The organism is Thermococcus profundus (genome assembly GCF_002214585.1).
GTDB lineage: Archaea > Methanobacteriota_B > Thermococci > Thermococcales > Thermococcaceae > Thermococcus > Thermococcus profundus.
Genome location: NZ_CP014862.1, coordinates 814,496 through 830,689, shown reverse-complemented (window position 1 = coordinate 830,689; position 16,194 = coordinate 814,496). Strand labels below are relative to the sequence as shown.

13 protein-coding genes and 1 rRNA gene are annotated in these 16,194 nt (G+C 55.4%); 5 read left to right on the top strand and 9 right to left on the bottom strand.

What is annotated here, in order from left to right:
• Window positions 1-11: 11 nt before the first annotated feature.
• From A3L09_RS04630 to A3L09_RS04615, 4 genes are all read right to left on the bottom strand, one after another.
• The gene (locus A3L09_RS04630) at window positions 12-671 is read right to left on the bottom strand and encodes a DUF4097 family beta strand repeat-containing protein (protein WP_335755352.1); all 660 of its coding nucleotides are present in this window, start codon (window positions 669-671) and stop codon (window positions 12-14) included.
• Window positions 671-1,975, bottom strand: a complete 1,305-nt coding sequence (locus A3L09_RS04625; RefSeq protein ID WP_394335185.1) for a hypothetical protein — start codon at window positions 1,973-1,975, stop codon at window positions 671-673. The genes A3L09_RS04630 and A3L09_RS04625 overlap by 1 nt, the downstream gene beginning before the upstream one ends.
• On the bottom strand, window positions 1,972-2,382 hold the full coding sequence (locus A3L09_RS04620; protein WP_088857847.1) for an ArsR/SmtB family transcription factor: 411 nt from the start codon (window positions 2,380-2,382) through the stop codon (window positions 1,972-1,974). Before A3L09_RS04620 ends, A3L09_RS04625 begins: the two co-directional genes overlap by 4 nt.
• Before the next feature lie 178 nt (window positions 2,383-2,560).
• Entirely contained in the window at window positions 2,561-3,040 is a 480-nt protein-coding gene (locus tag A3L09_RS04615) for a PadR family transcriptional regulator (RefSeq protein ID WP_088857846.1), read from the bottom strand.
• 118 nt (window positions 3,041-3,158) lie between these two features.
• Between A3L09_RS04615 and A3L09_RS04610 the strand changes: the two genes are divergently transcribed.
• The 3 genes from A3L09_RS04610 to A3L09_RS04600 all read left to right on the top strand — a co-directional run bounded on the left by A3L09_RS04610 (window position 3,159) and on the right by A3L09_RS04600 (window position 9,945).
• The gene (locus A3L09_RS04610; protein WP_232473582.1) at window positions 3,159-7,922 is read left to right on the top strand and encodes an MMPL family transporter; all 4,764 of its coding nucleotides are present in this window, start codon (window positions 3,159-3,161) and stop codon (window positions 7,920-7,922) included.
• 77 nt (window positions 7,923-7,999) lie between these two features.
• Window positions 8,000-8,878 (top strand): AEC family transporter, encoded by an 879-nt coding sequence (locus tag A3L09_RS04605; RefSeq protein WP_088857845.1) that lies wholly within the window; start codon window positions 8,000-8,002, stop codon window positions 8,876-8,878.
• A 47-nt stretch (window positions 8,879-8,925) separates the two neighbouring features.
• Entirely contained in the window at window positions 8,926-9,945 is a 1,020-nt protein-coding gene (locus tag A3L09_RS04600) for a M42 family metallopeptidase (protein WP_088857844.1), read from the top strand.
• A gap of 109 nt (window positions 9,946-10,054) precedes the next feature.
• On the opposite strand, the gene A3L09_RS04595 is transcribed toward A3L09_RS04600, so the two are convergent.
• The 3 genes from A3L09_RS04595 to A3L09_RS04585 are packed head-to-tail and all read right to left on the bottom strand — an operon-like array spanning window position 10,055 to window position 12,649.
• Window positions 10,055-10,711 carry an HAD family hydrolase gene (locus tag A3L09_RS04595; protein ID WP_088857843.1) on the bottom strand — a complete coding sequence of 219 codons (657 nt, stop codon included), beginning with the start codon at window positions 10,709-10,711 and terminating at the stop codon, window positions 10,055-10,057.
• On the bottom strand, window positions 10,705-11,358 hold the full coding sequence (gene tsaA, locus A3L09_RS04590) for a tRNA (N6-threonylcarbamoyladenosine(37)-N6)-methyltransferase TrmO (protein WP_088857842.1): 654 nt from the start codon (window positions 11,356-11,358) through the stop codon (window positions 10,705-10,707). The genes A3L09_RS04595 and tsaA overlap by 7 nt, the downstream gene beginning before the upstream one ends.
• Window positions 11,359-11,383: 25 nt before the next feature.
• The gene (locus tag A3L09_RS04585) at window positions 11,384-12,649 is read right to left on the bottom strand and encodes an adenosylhomocysteinase (protein WP_088857841.1); all 1,266 of its coding nucleotides are present in this window, start codon (window positions 12,647-12,649) and stop codon (window positions 11,384-11,386) included.
• A gap of 122 nt (window positions 12,650-12,771) precedes the next feature.
• On the opposite strand from A3L09_RS04585, the gene A3L09_RS04580 reads away from it, so the two are divergent.
• On the top strand, window positions 12,772-13,338 hold the full coding sequence (locus A3L09_RS04580) for a cyclase family protein (protein ID WP_088857840.1): 567 nt from the start codon (window positions 12,772-12,774) through the stop codon (window positions 13,336-13,338).
• A 2-nt stretch (window positions 13,339-13,340) separates the two neighbouring features.
• Here the strand turns inward: A3L09_RS04580 and A3L09_RS04575 are convergent, their stop codons facing one another.
• Together A3L09_RS04575 and rrf are read right to left on the bottom strand one after the other, a co-directional pair.
• Window positions 13,341-14,342 carry a GumC domain-containing protein gene (locus A3L09_RS04575; RefSeq protein ID WP_088857839.1) on the bottom strand — a complete coding sequence of 334 codons (1,002 nt, stop codon included), beginning with the start codon at window positions 14,340-14,342 and terminating at the stop codon, window positions 13,341-13,343.
• 115 nt (window positions 14,343-14,457) lie between these two features.
• Window positions 14,458-14,579 (bottom strand): 5S ribosomal RNA (gene rrf / locus A3L09_RS04570).
• Between the two features lie 86 nt (window positions 14,580-14,665).
• On the opposite strand from rrf, the gene A3L09_RS04565 reads away from it, so the two are divergent.
• Window positions 14,666-16,192, top strand: coding sequence for a hypothetical protein (locus tag A3L09_RS04565; RefSeq protein ID WP_088857838.1), 1,527 nt, complete (start codon window positions 14,666-14,668; stop codon window positions 16,190-16,192).
• Window positions 16,193-16,194: the final 2 nt, after the last annotated feature.

The window sequence follows — 16,194 nt, the reverse complement described above, 5'->3', positions numbered from 1 at the left end:
GAAAAAGAAAGCTAAACCAGCTCAACAGTTATGTCGCCGTTCACCGTGGAGACCTTCACCTCGTAATCGCCGGTGCCGATCACGGGGTTCTCGGGGTCAATGCCCTCGAAGGTTACCGCCCCGTTCACGCGGCCCGCCTTTATGGTCGCATCGCAGAAGTCGGAGAGACCCACTCTGATATGCCCGTTCACCGTGCTTATCTTCGCGTTCCCCTCAAGCTCCTCTATCTCAACCTCAATCGGCCCGTTGACACTGCCCACTTTCAGGGATTTCGCGAACGCTAAATGCGCCCTCACCCTCCCGTTCACGTTGCTTATCTCCCCCGCATTACAGTCTTCAAGCTCTATCCTTCCGTTCACAGTGGAGACCTTCTCGAAGGAGACGTTTTTTGCCTTTATTTCCCCGTTCACTGTAGAGGCTCTCACGGCGACTTTTCTTGGCACCCTTACCCTAACCTCGGCCCAGCCGCTCTTCCCGAAGAGGTTGAGGAACTTCTTCTTCGGCTCCTCCCTGACGATGAGCTTCCCCCCTTTCCGCTCGACTTCCACCTCTGCCTCCCCGTGTACGGTGTAACTTACTTCCGCGTGGTCGTTCTCCCAGCCTTCAATCTCCACTCTGCCGTTCACGGCAGATATCTCAACTTCCCTCACGTTTTCAAAGATCACCGCCATCACCCCAAATACCTCATCAGCTCGTCTATCAGCTCCCTGACGCGCGCGTTCAGCTTTCCGCGGTCTATGCCGAGACCTTCTACCATTTCAACGCCCTGCTCCTCTACTATCTCCTTCGCCTTCCTGAGGACGAGGCTGCAGGCTTCCCTGCTCTCAATCGTGTGGGTCTTCTCCCCGACGCGGATTTTCACAGTTCCATCGCGGGCGGAGATAACCACGTCCTCTATCCTGAGCTTGGCCCTCCCCCTGCCGACGGTGACGGAGATGTCTCCCGAACGGAGGGAGACGGTTTCTCCAAGGCTCAGGGTTTCATCGCCGCTTCTGTACGTTACCTTTCTCCCGTCGGTCTCTATCGTGTACTCCTCAGTCTTGATGGTCAGCCTATCGCCGGCCTTGGTTAGCTGGAAGCCGTTGGTGAGTTCCCTTATGGTGAGCATTTCTTCCACGAACCTTCCAACCCTGCCCTCGCGGAACCTCATCGGCCCTATCTTCACCTCCTCCCCCGCGGGAGTGCTTATGACCTCCACAAAGGGCACTTTCACGTACTCGAAGCCGCTGCCCTCGTAGACCTTTACAATCCCCAGATCAACGACGCTCGCCTTGTCCTTGGGGTGGTAGAGCCTGTCGGGGTTTATCAGCTCGTTTGCCCTCTTGACGAAACCAGGATCTGGCGAGGTCTTCTTTTCGGCAATCTTCTCCGAAGTCCAGACTGCAACCGGAGAGAGAAGCCTTCTCGTGACCTTCCCAATAGGCGTCTCTGCCTCCACGGTGAGGTCGCCGTCGATGACCCAGCCAACGAGCTTCCTTCCGAACTTCACCGGGTAGGCCTTGCCGCTTCCATTGAGCCTGACCCCGCCGAAAGAGGCGCCGTTGAACTCGTAAGCATTCCTTTCAACCTTCCATTCAAGCCTCCTCTCGTCGAACTTGGTCAGCAGAAGGCCGGCTATGGAGAGGACGACCGCGTAGGCGAACATCGTGCCCGCGGTTATGGTGGCGTTCTCACCTGTGAAGGTCTTGGATAACCCCAGCCACTTCCCGAAGAACAGGAATACGCTCGTCCAAAAGGAGGCCTTGGCGAGGGCAAAAACGACCCCGCTTATCGTTACCCCAAACCACTTCCCGACGCTCAGGAGCTCGAAGACAAAGATGAGCGCTATTATCGCATACACCATGTAGTCGTTGTATGCTTCAAGCTTCAGCGGCCCCTTAAAGAGCCAGAGTATAAGCAGGAGCGCCGTGAGAGCTTTCAGATATTCGGCCAGTCTGAACCGGAAGCCACTCTCTTCCTGGAAACCGTACATCATTCTTCCACCTCCTCAAGGGCAGTTATAATCTCGAGCAAGCGCAAAAACAAACGTCCGTTGGGCGAAATCTCATACTTATCACCCTTCCTCACCATTCCAGTCCTGACGAGGAGCTTGAGGTGGTGAGAAACGGTTGGGCTCTCGACACCCAGGATCTCCTTCATCTCCTTGAAGCCCATCGGTCTCTCGGCGAGCATCTTCAGGATCCTTATCCTGTCGGGGTTGGCGAGGGCCTTCAGGGTCTTGGCGGCTTTCTCTTCGTCTATCTCAGGCAGAACCCCACCCTCAAGCCGCTTTTTCAGACGGGCCTTTATGGAGAGCATGACCTCGTCAACTGGGTCGATGTTCTCCTCAAGCACCTCCAGCCTCTTCTTCAGCTCCTCGAGCTGGGCCTTCAAATCGTCCATGCTACCACCAGGTACAGATTTTTGTAGTACACTTTTCTGTACTCAACTAGTGCTGTAGGTATATAAAAGTTTATCGGTCCGGAGTTAAAGCCCGAGACCCCAATCATCCGAGACACTGGGGAGGAACGGAACCCCACCAGAAACGCAGGAATCCGGAAAAGGCAAAAAAGGGGAGGCATTAGGAGAGCTTTTCCTCTATCGTCTTTATCTCCTCGTCCAGAATGTCCCGTATGCTCTTCAGCAGTTCGAGGTACTCCCTGACGGCCTCCTTGTCCATCTCCCTCTTCTCACCGAGAGTATCCAGCTTCCGCTTGAGGGCTTCGTGATAGTTCACGGCCGTGTACAGAACCCTCAAAGCCAGATCGTTGGAGACCTTCAAATACTCCAATCCCTTGGGGGTGAGGCTGTACTTCACCCTCCTGACCTTTCCCCGGTATTCTTCCCTAGGCTCCAGCAGGCCTTCCTCGACCATTTTGTTGAGGATCGTGTAGAGGTTGCTGTGGCTGGGCTTCCACAGACCTATCGCAAGCTTCTCCAGCTCCTTGAGTATCTCGTAGCCGTGGGCCTCACCCTTAAGGCCAACTATAACAAGTATTATGTCCTTCAGAGGCACCGTAAACAGACCCTTTATTATTCGTCGTTCAACGTCTTCGCTCATCTTTCACCACCTTTGTTCCAAACTTCGGGCAAAAGGTTTATAAAGGCTTCTCCAAACGACATGTCGGATTTCGACATGTTAAGAAACACCATGTTGAAAAGCGACATTGGTGGTGGATATGGCGTGGAACGAGTGGATTGTAAAGCACGCGAAGGCTATAGTGGCCGTCTGGATAATAGCGGTACTCCTCTCGATACCGCTCGCAAGCAGGCTCCATGATGTAACCAACTACAGCATGGACCAGTTCCTTCCGAACGATGTTGAGTCGGTGAAGGTTCAGCACACCCTCGAGAGGGAGTTCCCGAGCTTCTCCCAGAGCACGAACCAGACGTACATGATAGTAACTGGTATAGACGTGAACGATCCGAGGGCCAGGGAAGCCTACGAGAGGCTCAAGGGCAAGGCAGAAACGTACGGGAGCAACTTCACCAGCTACTACGACGCCGTTGATCTGCTCAGGAACAAGTCCGATGAAGTGGCGCTGAACGTAACGTTGATCGCGGCCAATCTGACCTCCTCGCTCTACAACACGACGGTTGAGATGAACGAAACCTACGGAACCATTCTCAGGAACATGAGCGACCTCGCGGCGAGCATCAGCGACACGAAAGAAGCTATCCAGGAGACGGCGAAGGTGTACCTTGAACTAAGGGAGAACCTCACAGAGGCATACGGTAAGATGATTGAACTCCAGAATGCGATCAACCAGACCTCCGGCGCTTACGTCGAGCTCAGCTACAACTTGACCCAACTCCAAGCTCAGATGATCGAGCTCTCCAGCGCCCTGAACCAGACTGCCCAGGTCTACTCCGAGCTGATGGAGAACCTGACCCTCCTGTACGGCAAAATGGCAAACCTCAGCACGGCAATCAACTCGACCGACGCGGCCTACGTTGTGCTTCACGAGAACCTGAGCAGGACAAGCGAGACCCTTAAGGCCCTCAACGCCACAATATGGGAGATAAACAGGGGCCTCTACGCCCTCAACGAAACCTACGGAAGGGCCTACGCTGGCACGGTGGGTGTCTACAGGGCCCTCACCACGGCAGGGGTTTACTCCAGCGGATCCCTCGATCCCACCACCGCCGAGGCCGTTGCCAACGCAACCGGAACTTCTGTGGAGTTCGTTTACGCCGTCTTCAACGCGACCAGCCAGATCTACTCCCACTACGGAAGCGCCGGTGTAACGGACGGCGCCCTTGCAAACGTTACCTCAGGGATAGTGCTCTCCACCCTCAGCGATCCAGGCGAGAGAAAGCTGGCCGAAGCCTACGCCTACGCTTTCTACCTTGCAGTTGAGGGTTTTGATAGAACACACGGAAGCCCCTACGCTGTCCAAGAACTTCCGGAGGATCTCTTACCCAGGGTTTCCTCCCAGCTGGCCACAGCCGCCCTTGAAAACACCCCCGAGGTGATAGCGGCCAGCGGGGAGAGCATGACCGTTCCCGGCTTCGGGGAGATAAACTCGGAGACCCTCTCACTCCTGGTCAACGTCTCCATCTCCCTGGGCCCCAATCCCACTCCCAAAGCCGTCGAGGAAGAGACAGCTGAGTTTGCCATGGAGTACCTCTCAAAGACCCAGCCTGATAGTCCGCTCCTCAAGCTTCCCGACCCAAAGGCGGTTCTCACCGGGCTCCTCAGGAAAGGTCCGACGAAAGATCTCGAAAGAACCCTCCTCGAAGAGGGACTTATGGAGGAGGTTGGAAACGAGGCCAAGTCAATTGCACCCATCGTAGTCAACGCGACCATGACATACGACCCCAACGCGGAGGGGATCCTCACTTCAAACGGCGCCCTCCTCGAAAACGCAACCATCGAGGCCACAGCGGCCATTCTAAAGGAGGAGAACGTTCCCACGGACAAGTCCCTCCTGAGGGAGGTCTACGAGAGCGGTGGTGACGAAGCCAGGATCTCAGAGGTGGCAAAGGCGGTGCTCAGAAAAGCCGTAGCCGAAGAGCTGGCAGAGAAAGGGACTGAGAACCCCGAGGGAATGGCCGGGATAATAGTCGACACCGCCGCCTCCAATCCGGGAATCTCAACGAGTGCTGAAGAGCTCGAGGACGCCACCATCGAAATCATCAAAGGCATCCTTACCCAAAGGGGCGTCTTCCTGAACGAGAAATACCTCCGGGAGCTCTACGAGGGGAAGAATCCCGAGACCGTGACCAGAGAGGTGCTCGCTGAAGAGGTCTCAAAGAGGCTGGAGGGAAAAGTCAAAGACCCGGCCAAACTCGCCAATGTCATTGTGAACGTTGCGGAGGGCATTGCCAAAAACGAGACCTCCCTTGAGGAAGCGACCATAGAAGCGGCGGAGAAAGCGTTCGCGGAGGAAGGAGTTGTAATAGACGAAAAGTACCTGAGGGAGATCTATGAGAGCGGGGGAGACGCGGAGAAGCTCGAAAGAGTGACCAGAGAGATCCTGCTGAGCGGCCTCATCGAAAAGCTGGAGGAGAAAGGTATTGGTGATTCCGAGAAAACGGCGGAGGAGATATTAAACGCGGCTTTAAGCAACCCCCAAGGCCTCGCAAGGGGAGAGGGAATTGAGAACGCCACCGTTGAGGTCGTGGTCAGCCTGGCGGGAAACGTCGATCTGCCCGGGAACTGGACCATCGAGGAAGTGGTTGAAAGGCTCTACGAGGGCTCATCCCCAGGTGAGATCGCCAGGGCCCTCTTCCTTGAGGGCGTTGAGGAGGAGATGAAGGAGAGGAACCTCCCCAAGGATGTGAAGGGAAAGGTCATTGAGATAGCCGAGAGTGTGGCCTCGGAATACCCGATTGATGAGAGCAGAACAGAGGCCCTCGTAAGGGAAAAAGCACTCGAAATAATATCCGAGAACCTCAAGGACAACCCGGTGACGGAGGATCTCGACGCGGGCCTCGTTATCGATATCTCCATGAAGCACCTGGACGATCCAGATTCCATAACCGAGGACGAAGTCAAACCCCTCTCGGACGATCTCTACTCCAAGCTCTACGAAAACGCCAGGGACTACATAGAAATGCTGAAGAGCAAGGACAACAGGACGATGCTGATACTCTTCACCCCGAAGGGCGGCGAGGGGATCAGCGACCTGGAAAAGGCCAGCAAAGCGCAGTACGAGAGCTCTCTCAAGGTCAAGGAACTGGCCCTGAAGGAGTTCGGAAAGGACTTCAAGGAAGTCGAGGCCTACGTCACGGGAACCCCGATACAGACCTACGAGGCCATCAAGTACGGAAAGGAGGACAACGACAAGACCACGAAGTTCAGCGTGGCTGGTGCCCTGCTCGTGCTCCTGATCCTGATGGGGGTGGCCCTCCTCGCGACGCTCCTGCCGTTCACGGGCGTTGCGACCTCTACCCTGACCGCCCTTGGAATGCTCTACCTGCTCGCCAGGGGAGACATCCTCGACGTTGGAAGCTGGGCCCAGATGCTCACGGTAACCACCGCCCTCGGTCTCGGTATAGACTACTCAACCTACTACCTCCACCGCTTCAAGGAGTACCTGGCTGAAGGCTACGACCACGACGGGGCCGCGAGCGAGGCCCTAAAGAGGGCTAAGGATGCAGTTTTGGCGAGCGCATCAACGGACATCATAGCCTTCGCCAGCTTTGTCCTCGCCTGGGAGTTCCCAATATTCAAGACGATGGGCGTAATAGCGCCCCTGGCCGTCATCATAGTCCTCCTCGCGAGCCTGACCTTCATCCCCGCGATAACCGTCCTGATAGGGGACAAGCCGATATTCTGGTGGCCAAGGCACATCGAGCACCACATCGGAAACGTTGACCTCCACGAGAGGAGCAGAATAGCTGAATGGGCGGTAAAGCACGCCAAGGTCGTCACGATAATAGCCCTTCTCATAGCAGTTCCGGCGGCGTACAACTTCACCAACTTCCACGGAACCCACGACGTCAAGCTCTTCATCCCCAAGGACAGCGAGACGTACCACTTCCTTGACCTGAGCGACAAAACCGTCGGAGCTGGGGTCAGCTCACCGACTTACGTCGTCCTCGACCTCGGCCACAGGATCAGCGCGGATGATCTGGCGGAGATAAACTCGATAGCGGAAAAGATAGCCGGGGTAAAAGGGGTTCAGCACGTCTACACCTTCACCATGCCCTACGGGAAGGCCATCAACACCAGCGACATCGAAACCCTGAAATCTCTTGGCGGAGACCGCTATCTCTCCGAGAAGGAGAACAAGGTTCTCATCCAGGTCGTTGGAAAGTACAGCGCCACTGACGAGCGCTCAAAGGAGATGGTCAGGGAGATAAGGGACATCGTAAAGGGAGAGAAGGACTCCGGAAGTATCGCCGGTGAAATGGTCGGGGGGAACACGGCTCTAGCTCTCGACCTCAGCAACCTCATCAACGACGTCTTCTGGCACAGGATATTCCCAGTGGCGCTCCTCCTGATGTTCCTGTCGCTCATACCGACGCTCAGGGGCCTGCCGGCGGTCATAGCAACTATGGGCACGATAGCCACTGGAGTTCTCCTCAGCATAACGATATCGAGCTGGCTCTTCGAGAGGGTCTTCGGACAGCAGGTCATGTGGTTCCTGCCGCTGATGGTCTTCATCGTGCTGATGGGTGTCGGCATCGACTACAACAGCTTCTACCTCGTGAAGGCCAGGGATGAGTTCGAGAGGAGAAAGCCCGAGGATGCCCTGATAGTCGCGGCGGGAACCATGGACACTCTAGTGGTAGGTCTAGCGGCCGTGCTCACGGCTACCTACGGCTCACTGATGACCGGTGCAACGTGGGGCATCAGGGAGATAGGCTTTGCACTGGCCCTCGGCGTCCTCCTAACGGCAACGCTGGCGGTGTACTTCATAGGACCGGCCACAATGGCCCTCTTTGGGGAGAAAGCCTGGTGGCCCCTGCACAGGGTTGAGAAGAAGGAGTGAGCCCCCTCTCCGTTTTCTCTTTTTTATTTTTCGGACATACTCGACAGACTTTTAAACGCTAAGCCCGAGCTCTCACCATGAACATCTACGAGATGCTCGCCGTAATAGCCGTTGGGTGCGTCCTGAAGTGGCTGGTCCGGGACGAAAGGCCCTTCCAGTGGCTCAACGTCTTCTCAACCAGGATACTGCTCACACTCTTCGTCTTCGGCAACGTGGCGAGCAAGGATTTGGGCTACCTCCTGAGCATACGGCTCGTTTTCATCTACGTCGTCCTCATCATAACCCTGAGCCTTGGCATGTCTTACATCTACGCGAGAAGCTTTGTAAAAGACGACAACTGGCGCGGGGCGCTCATGATACTCTCAACTTACCCGAACACCGCGGCGATGGGCTTCCCCATAGCGAGCCTCTTCCTGGACGACATAACGCCCGCGATACTCTACTCCACCACCAACAGCCTCATCGTTCTCCCGCTAGCGACGTTCATAGCGGCTCACTATTCAAGCGGCCGGGCCTCGGTGAAGAACAGCCTGGTCAGGGCCCTTAAGTTCCCTCCAACGGCCGCAAACCTTCTGGCGCTGGCCCTAGTCCTCGCTGGTGTGCGGCTCCCGGCGTGGCTCCTGAACCCAGTGAAGGAAGTCGGCTGGTGGAGCATCCCGCTCCTGCTGGTTTACTTCGGATCGATAATAGACCTCCGCGAGTTCAGGCTGAGGCACCTCGTCGAGGTCGGTCTCTTCAGGAACGTCCTCCCGTTCATCTTCGTCTTCCTGACCCTGAAGGGCGCTGGAGATGTCTACTACGCCGTCCTGGTGGAGTCAGCGATGCCGCCGGCCATAATGGCGAACGTCATCCTGGCCCACTATAAGCTGAAGGCAGAGGAGGGGATTGGGGTTACCGTGGTTCTGACGCTCATCACTCTCGTCTTCTTCACAACCCTCAGGGCCATCGGTTTCTAACCGATTCCCTTTTCAACCCTTCGAACAATTTTTGAACGGTGGTCATCATGGAGCGCGTCGTCGAGATTTTGAAGGAGATACTGGAAATACCCTCCCCCACGGGCTACACCAAGGAGGTCCTGTCCCACATCGAGGGGAAGCTTAACGATGCCGGGATTAAGACTTACTACACCAACAAGGGTGCCCTAATAGCGGGCAACCACCCGGAGCCCGAGCTTGTGATAGCGGCCCACGTTGATACTCTCGGTGCGATGGTGAAGGGGATCCTCCCCGACGGACACCTAAGCTTCACGAGGATAGGCGGTCTACTCCTTCCAACGTTTGAGGGGGAGTACTGCACTATAATCACCCGCTCAGGGAAGCGCTATAGGGGCACTCTCCTCCTCAAGAACCCGAGCGTCCACGTCAACAGGGAAGTGGGAAAGAAAGAGCGCAAGGAGGAGAACATGTACATCCGACTGGATGCAGAGGTCGAGAAGAGGGAGGACACTGAGAAGCTCGGAATAAGGCCGGGGGATTTCATAGCCTTCGATCCAAAGTTTGAGTACGTGAACGGCTTCGTCAAAGCCCACTTCCTTGATGACAAGGCGAGCGTTGCAGTACTCATCGACCTCATGCTAGATCTCGGTGCGGAAGCTCTCGAAAAGCTCCCGGTGGCGTTCTTCTTCTCGCCCTACGAAGAGGTAGGACACGGAGGCTCAGCCGGCTATCCAAAGAGCACTAAGGAACTCCTAGTCGTCGACATGGGCGTCGTCGGCGAGGGTGTAGTCGGAAAGGAGACGGCCGTCTCAATAGCGGCGAAGGACTCAAGCGGCCCCTACGACTACGAGATGACGACCAAGCTGATCGAGCTCGCCGAGAAGAGGGGAATCCCCTACACGGTGGACGTCTTCCCCTACTACGGCTCCGACGGGAGCGCGGCTCTAAGGGCCGGCTGGGACTTCAGGGTTGCCCTCATCGGCCAGGGCGTCCACGCGAGCCACGGCATGGAGAGGACGCACGTAAAGGGTCTCCTAGCGACCAAGGAGCTCATAAGGGCGTACATTGAAGAGAAGTTCGGACCCTAACCCCATCTCCTCTTTTTCCGGCTATGCAAAAGTGGCACATAAAAGGATTTTTCACTAACTAGAAAAGAGCACCTCCCGCTCAAGGGAGACTGAGAGGTTAAGAAAAAGATCATCGGATCATGCTTTCAACGAGTTCAACAAGTTCCCATAGGTTTTTTACGTGGTAGTCCGCCCCATCGACCTTTCCAAAGCGGACCACGTTTACGGCCTTTACCCCAGCTCCGTGAGCAGCGAGGACGTCGTTTGAGCTGTCTCCCACAACGAGGGCCTCATCCGGCGGAAGTTCGAGTTCTTTTAGTGCCTTTTCTATGAGGTACGGGCTGGGCTTCACCCCATCGAGGTTGGAGTAGTCCTTCCCGAGAATAACGTCGAAGTACTTCCGGAGGTCGAAGGCTCTCAGCACGAGGAGGGTATTTTCGAGTGAGGCGTTGCTGACTGCCGCGAGCTTTAAACCGAGCTTTTTAAGTTCTTTGAGTGCCGAAACATCGGGGAAAGCCTTTATCTTTCCTTCAGCGAGCATCTTCTTCCGGTATCTGTTGTTTACGGCATCTATTATCTTCCACAGCTCCACAGGATCTATGCCGAACTTTTTCACGTAAGTCCTTGGAAGTTCCAGACGGGCGGTCTTGGAGTAGAGTTCGTAGTCAAGCCTTATCCCGTGCCCCTCAAGCTCCGGCCTGACCCACTCCTCGAACCACCTCTTATGGTCGTAGCCCTCGTAGTAAACGAGGGTCTCGTCAACGTCGAAGATGATTCCCCTCAGCATTCGGGCTCACCGAGCCTGTCCTTAATCTCAACTGGGAGGTTATCATAAACTTCCTTTAGAAAGTTTATCAAGTCTTTCAGCTCCCTGGCACTCAGCGTCGTAGCCTTGGGGCCGATTTCAATGATTAAGGAGTCGTACTCTTCGGGTGAAACCTCCTCAAGCTCATCCAGGTGCTCGCTTTTCCGCGGAATTATTCTAAGCTTTCCAATCCAGAATGCCTTATCGAGATCAAGTTCCCGTTCCTCAATTTCGTCGAAAGGGCAGTCAAGCCTCTCAACGAAGGGTTTTATGTCAACGACAGGTGTTCCATCGCGGGCGTCTATCCAATCGATGTAGAGCATATTGCCCTCTATTCGGTGTATCTGGACGGTGTAGAGCGCTACTGGATTCGGCCTGTACGGTGAGCGCGTCGCGAAGACACCTCTAACAGGGTTCCTGGGATTTCCCCGTGGGTGGACTTTGAGGATCCTTCTTTTTTCAGGTCCGTCACTCTCGTGGAACCAGAGGAGGAGCTTTATCCAGTCTCCTTCGCGGAGGCCCTCTATGGCTTCGGTAAACTCAGGGAGGACTTCAATGGACGTCTCATGAAGCCTCTCGTCATTTCTCAGGTAACCCACTGGGACAATTTTGAAGGGTTCGAAATCCATCGTCCCACCTCAAAATGAAAAGAGATCAAGTCCCGTGCTCCCAGCTCTCCAGGTACCTTTTCTGCTCTTCCGTCAGCTCTTCAATCTTGATCCCCATCGAGGCCAGCTTTATCCTCGCCACCATCTCGTCTATCTCCCTCGGGAGGACGTAGACCCTCGGCTCAAGCTTTTCATGATTCTCCATGATGTATTCAGCGGCCTTAGCCTGGAGGGCGAAGCTCATGTCCATTATCTCCGCAGGATGGCCGTCTGCAGCAGCTAAATTCACCAGCCTGCCCTCAGCAAGGAGGTAGAGCCTCCTTCCGTCGGCCATCTTGTACTCGGTTATGTTCGGCCTCGGCTCGCTTATCTCAACCGCCAGCTCCTCAAGGTCAGGCTTGCTTATCTCGACGTCAAAGTGGCCGGCGTTGGCCATTATGACGCCGTCCTTCATGACCTCGAAGTGCTCCCGCCTTATGCAGTTGATATCGCCGGTAGAGGTCACGAAAATGTCTCCTATTTTAGCGGCCTCCATCATGTTCGTGACTATGAACCCGTCCATCCTCGCCTCCAGTGCCCTTATCGGATCGACCTCGACCACTATGACAGTCGCTCCGAGTCCCCTCGCGCGCATGGCTATGCCCCTGCCGCACCAGCCGTAGCCGACAACGACGACGTTTTTACCGGCGACGAGGAGGTTCGTGGTCCTTATTATGCCGTCCCACGTTGACTGACCGGTTCCGTAGCGGTTGTCGAAGAGGTATTTGGTGTAGGAATCGTTGACCGCTATAATCGGGAACTTCAAAACACCGTCCTTCTCCATAGCGCGGAGCCTTATGACGCCGGTTGTGGTCTCTTCGCTCGCACCCCAGAGGTCAGGGATGAGCTCCTGTCTCTCTTTGAGGACTGTGCTTACCATATCGGCACCGTCGTCTATGATGATGTTCGGTTTGATGTCGAGGGCCTTGTGCATGAACTCGTAATACTGCTCCCTGTCCTCGCCCCTGATTGCGTAGACCTTAACCCCTGCTCTAGCCAGAGCCGCAACAACATCGTCCTGAGTGCTCAGAGGATTGCTTGCAGCGGCAGAAACCTCAGCCCCAGCCGATTTGAGCGTCAGAAGCAGAAAAGCCGTCTTCATCTCAAGGTGGAGCGTCGTCGCTATCCTCACTCCCTTGAACGGCTTTCTCTCCTCGAAGTCCCTCCTGATGTGCTGGAGGACGGGCATGAAGCGGGAGACCCAGTCTATCTTCCTCTCCCCGCTCGGTGCTAAAGAGATGTCCTTAACGCAGTAATTCTTCGTGCAGTTCACATGGACCACCCTGAACAATAACGGTTCCAAGGTTAAAAAGTATTTGACCCGTCTAAGAGCGAACAAAGACGCCGGTGGAGGAAGGTTTTTATGGAGTTTGGCGTAGTTTGAACGGTGAGGCCATGATAGTGGATCTTTCCCTTCCGCTGGGGGAGGAAACCGAGGTTTATCCTGGGGATCCCCCGATCAGTGTCAAGCCCTGGGCTCTGATATGGAGGGACGGTTACTACATGAACGTCCTCAAACTGGGGGAGCACGCGGGGACTCACGTTGACGCCCCAGCGCACTTCATTCCAAACGGAAAGACCGTCGATGAACTGCCCCTGGAGCGATTCATAGGAAGGGGAGTCGTCATCGATGTCCGCGGCGGGGACGGCGAAGTAAAGCTCGATGAGATCCCAGATTCAGGCTACTACGACAGGGTAGTCCTCATTCTGACAGGCGGGAGGGAACTCTCGGCAGAGGTGGCGCTTTTCCTAGTAGCGGAGGGGATAAAGGCAGTTGGAACCGACGCAATGAGCATAGGGAGTGATGCTGTGCACACCATATTCCTGAGCGAGGAAGTGCCGATCTTCGAGAACCTGAGGAACCTCGAAGAACTGAGGGGCAAAGAGTTCACATTCATAGCGCTTCCGCTGAAAATAAAGGGCGGCTCTGGAAGTCCCGTAAGGGCGGTCGCAGTTCTTTAGGCCTATTCGCCCTCCTCTTCTCCCCTCTCAAGGAGCATCTTGAGGGCCTGGCCGAGCTTCTCGTTCTTCTCCCTAAGGGAGCGGTTCTCATCTTCCAGCTCCTCAATCCTTGACTTAAGGCGCTTGACCTCAGCAAGGAGGGGGGTAAGCTTAGACCTGGGGACGTACTCCGATTTCATCCTCTTGACGAGGGCTATGGCTCCTTCTGGAGTCGGGGCACCAGTTATCTCAAGAAGCTCCTTCTCTATCGGGGAGAGCGTTCCAACCCGCTCCTCGTACTCCTTGACCCTCCTCTGGAGTTCGTCTATCTTCTTGTTGAGCTCGTTGCACCGGGCAAGTTTCTTCCTGAGCTCAGCTATCTCGCTCTCCCGGGCCCTGAGTGCGGCTTTGAGGGGTTCCACTTCCTTCTTCAGGCGGTAGTTTTCAATAACAAGTGTTTCGTGCTTCTCCTGCATCTCCCTGAGGGTCTTGGCGAGGTCGCCGCTGATGCCGAGAATGGATCTCTCGAACTCCTGAAGGCGCTGGTTGATCATCTCGTCAACCCTCTCCTCAATGAGCTGAGCGTAGCGCTTCTCCAGCCTGGCAAGGAGCTCTGCCTGATTTGCTTCCATCTTCTCCTCAAGCTCGTTGATGCGAGGAATTAGATTGCTCACTCCCTCGACGAAAAGCATCTTCCTCTGTATGTCCCTGATGGCATCTTCGAGGGCTTTTATGCGCTTTTCAAGGGAGGAGTTGCTCTCTCTCACCTCGGTTCTGAGATCCTCAAGCTTCCCGTTTAGGATCTCGATCCTCTCACCCAGAATGTTCCTCTCTATATGAAACTCACGGATGAGAGAAGCCAAAGCCTGGAGGGCAAGAAGGGAGTAATCATCAAGCTTTTCGGACTCAGGAACTATAGACTTTACAGTATCCCACTCCCTAAGGGTCTTCAGCTCCGAGAGGATCTCAGGATGCCTCTCCTTCAGGTAGTCCCAGGTAATGCCTGACTTTCCCTTGTCGAACATAACGCCTCGGAGAATTAAGGGATCCAAAACTTAAATAGGTTTTGTGTAGGCCGTTACCAGTTGGGACAGTAAGAACTAGTAGCGTCTAGGAGGAATTGGATAGAGAGAATATAGTGGCCGGCGGCGTCCCCGGTTTCCCGCCCCCTCCCGGAGGGCAGTACACCCGGGATCGCTGGCGGGCTTAACTTCCGGGGTCGAAACGAGACCGGGTGTAACCCCGCCGCCCTGACCGCCGTACCGATACATACCTGCCGCCGGGGGTTTATAAAGTTTACGGTCCTGCAGACCAAAATTTTATCAGCCCCCCTCCCTATCGGATGGTGATGAAGGATCCGTACCTTGAACTCGCAGAGCTCCTTCGGGAGGAGAGGGAAGCACTCACGCCCCAGAAGAGGGTTAGAGACTTTCAGGAAAGGATACAGAGGATTCCAAACGGGGAGGAAGTCGAAGTTTCGGGCTTCCTTCTCCTGAGAAAACCTCCAAACGCGCCGAAGGATGCCGCCTACTACCTGCTTTCTCCACTCAGCCCGGGCGAGCTTAGGGAGCTTCCCGCAAACTCGCCGAGGTCATACGTAGCAGTCCGGATAGACGAAAAGACCGTTCTTTCCGGAAAGTTCCTCTCCGGATCCTACGTGGTGGTGCACGGCGTCATCGATGCCTACCCCTGGGGAAACATGAGGATGGTGAGGGCGACCTCCATAACCCCTGAGGACTACTCGGAGTACTGGAAGGAGTACAAAGATATGGCCCTGAAGCCGGAGGAGGTTGAAGAACTCATCTCAACGTCGATCTATGCTAACCACGACTTCCAGCTGGGCCTTATTTATTCCCTCTACGGGAGTCCTCGAATCCTCGAATCTCCTAGGGACTGGGGAGAGGGCTACGAATTCTCTGTTCTGGGCTACAAAGGCAGGGAAAGCGGAGTTCTAACCCTGTGGCGCATCCTCAAGTTTCTCCACTCCCTCCTGCCGCGGGAGCTTCGGTTCAGAAAGAACAGAAAGGAAAACTTCGTGGATAACTTTTTGGATCTGGACTTTAAAGTGTTTGACCCGAACAACACTCCCCTCAGGTATTACGTTCCCCGCTCGCCGGGGAGGTTGTCGAAGGGAGCCGAACGGGCCATTTTAGAGAAACGGACCGTAGGACTGCTGGCCCTTCCGAAGAGGGCCCATCCAGGGGACAGCATAACTGGAAAGGCAGAGACTCCCTTCGTATTCATACCAGAGGAGGACGAAAGGCCGTACCTTGAGGAGGGCGGAAGGATAAGGAAGTACCTGCCCAACCTCATCGTCACTGTATTCCTCGAGAGGGAGAAGGTATCGGCACTGTCGGCTTCGAAGGGGACTGGAGAAGCTTTCAGGAGAAAGTTCGAGGACTGGCTCATGGAGAAGCGGAGCGAGTACGGGTGGAAGTTCGACGTCCTAACTATCCCGGGGGGAGTCTTTGACGTTGGAAGCCGCTATGAGCTCAGTCTCCGCCTCTTCGGCTCCATCGCCAGACTTGAGGGGAACGTTAGGAGAAGCCATATCCGCACCGTTCAAACTATAAACGACGAAATCCTCAACGACTGGATGACCGTGCTGTCGTCCCTTCCCCAGAGCGAGGTGCAGAGGCTCCTCAAAAACTACAGGGGGTACGTGCCCTCGGACAGGAGGGCGGCAAAAGCACTCACCATCTTCAGGGATCTGGAGTCGACGACCCTCAGAGGAACCGTGAGCAGGGCCGAGTTCGAGAGAGCACTGATTAAGGCCGGCTTCAGCCAGGAGGGGGCGGCAAGGACTTTGGAGATGCTCATAAGGGAGGGCTATCTCTACGAACCGGCCGCCGGAAAGCTCAGACTTGTTAGGTGAGA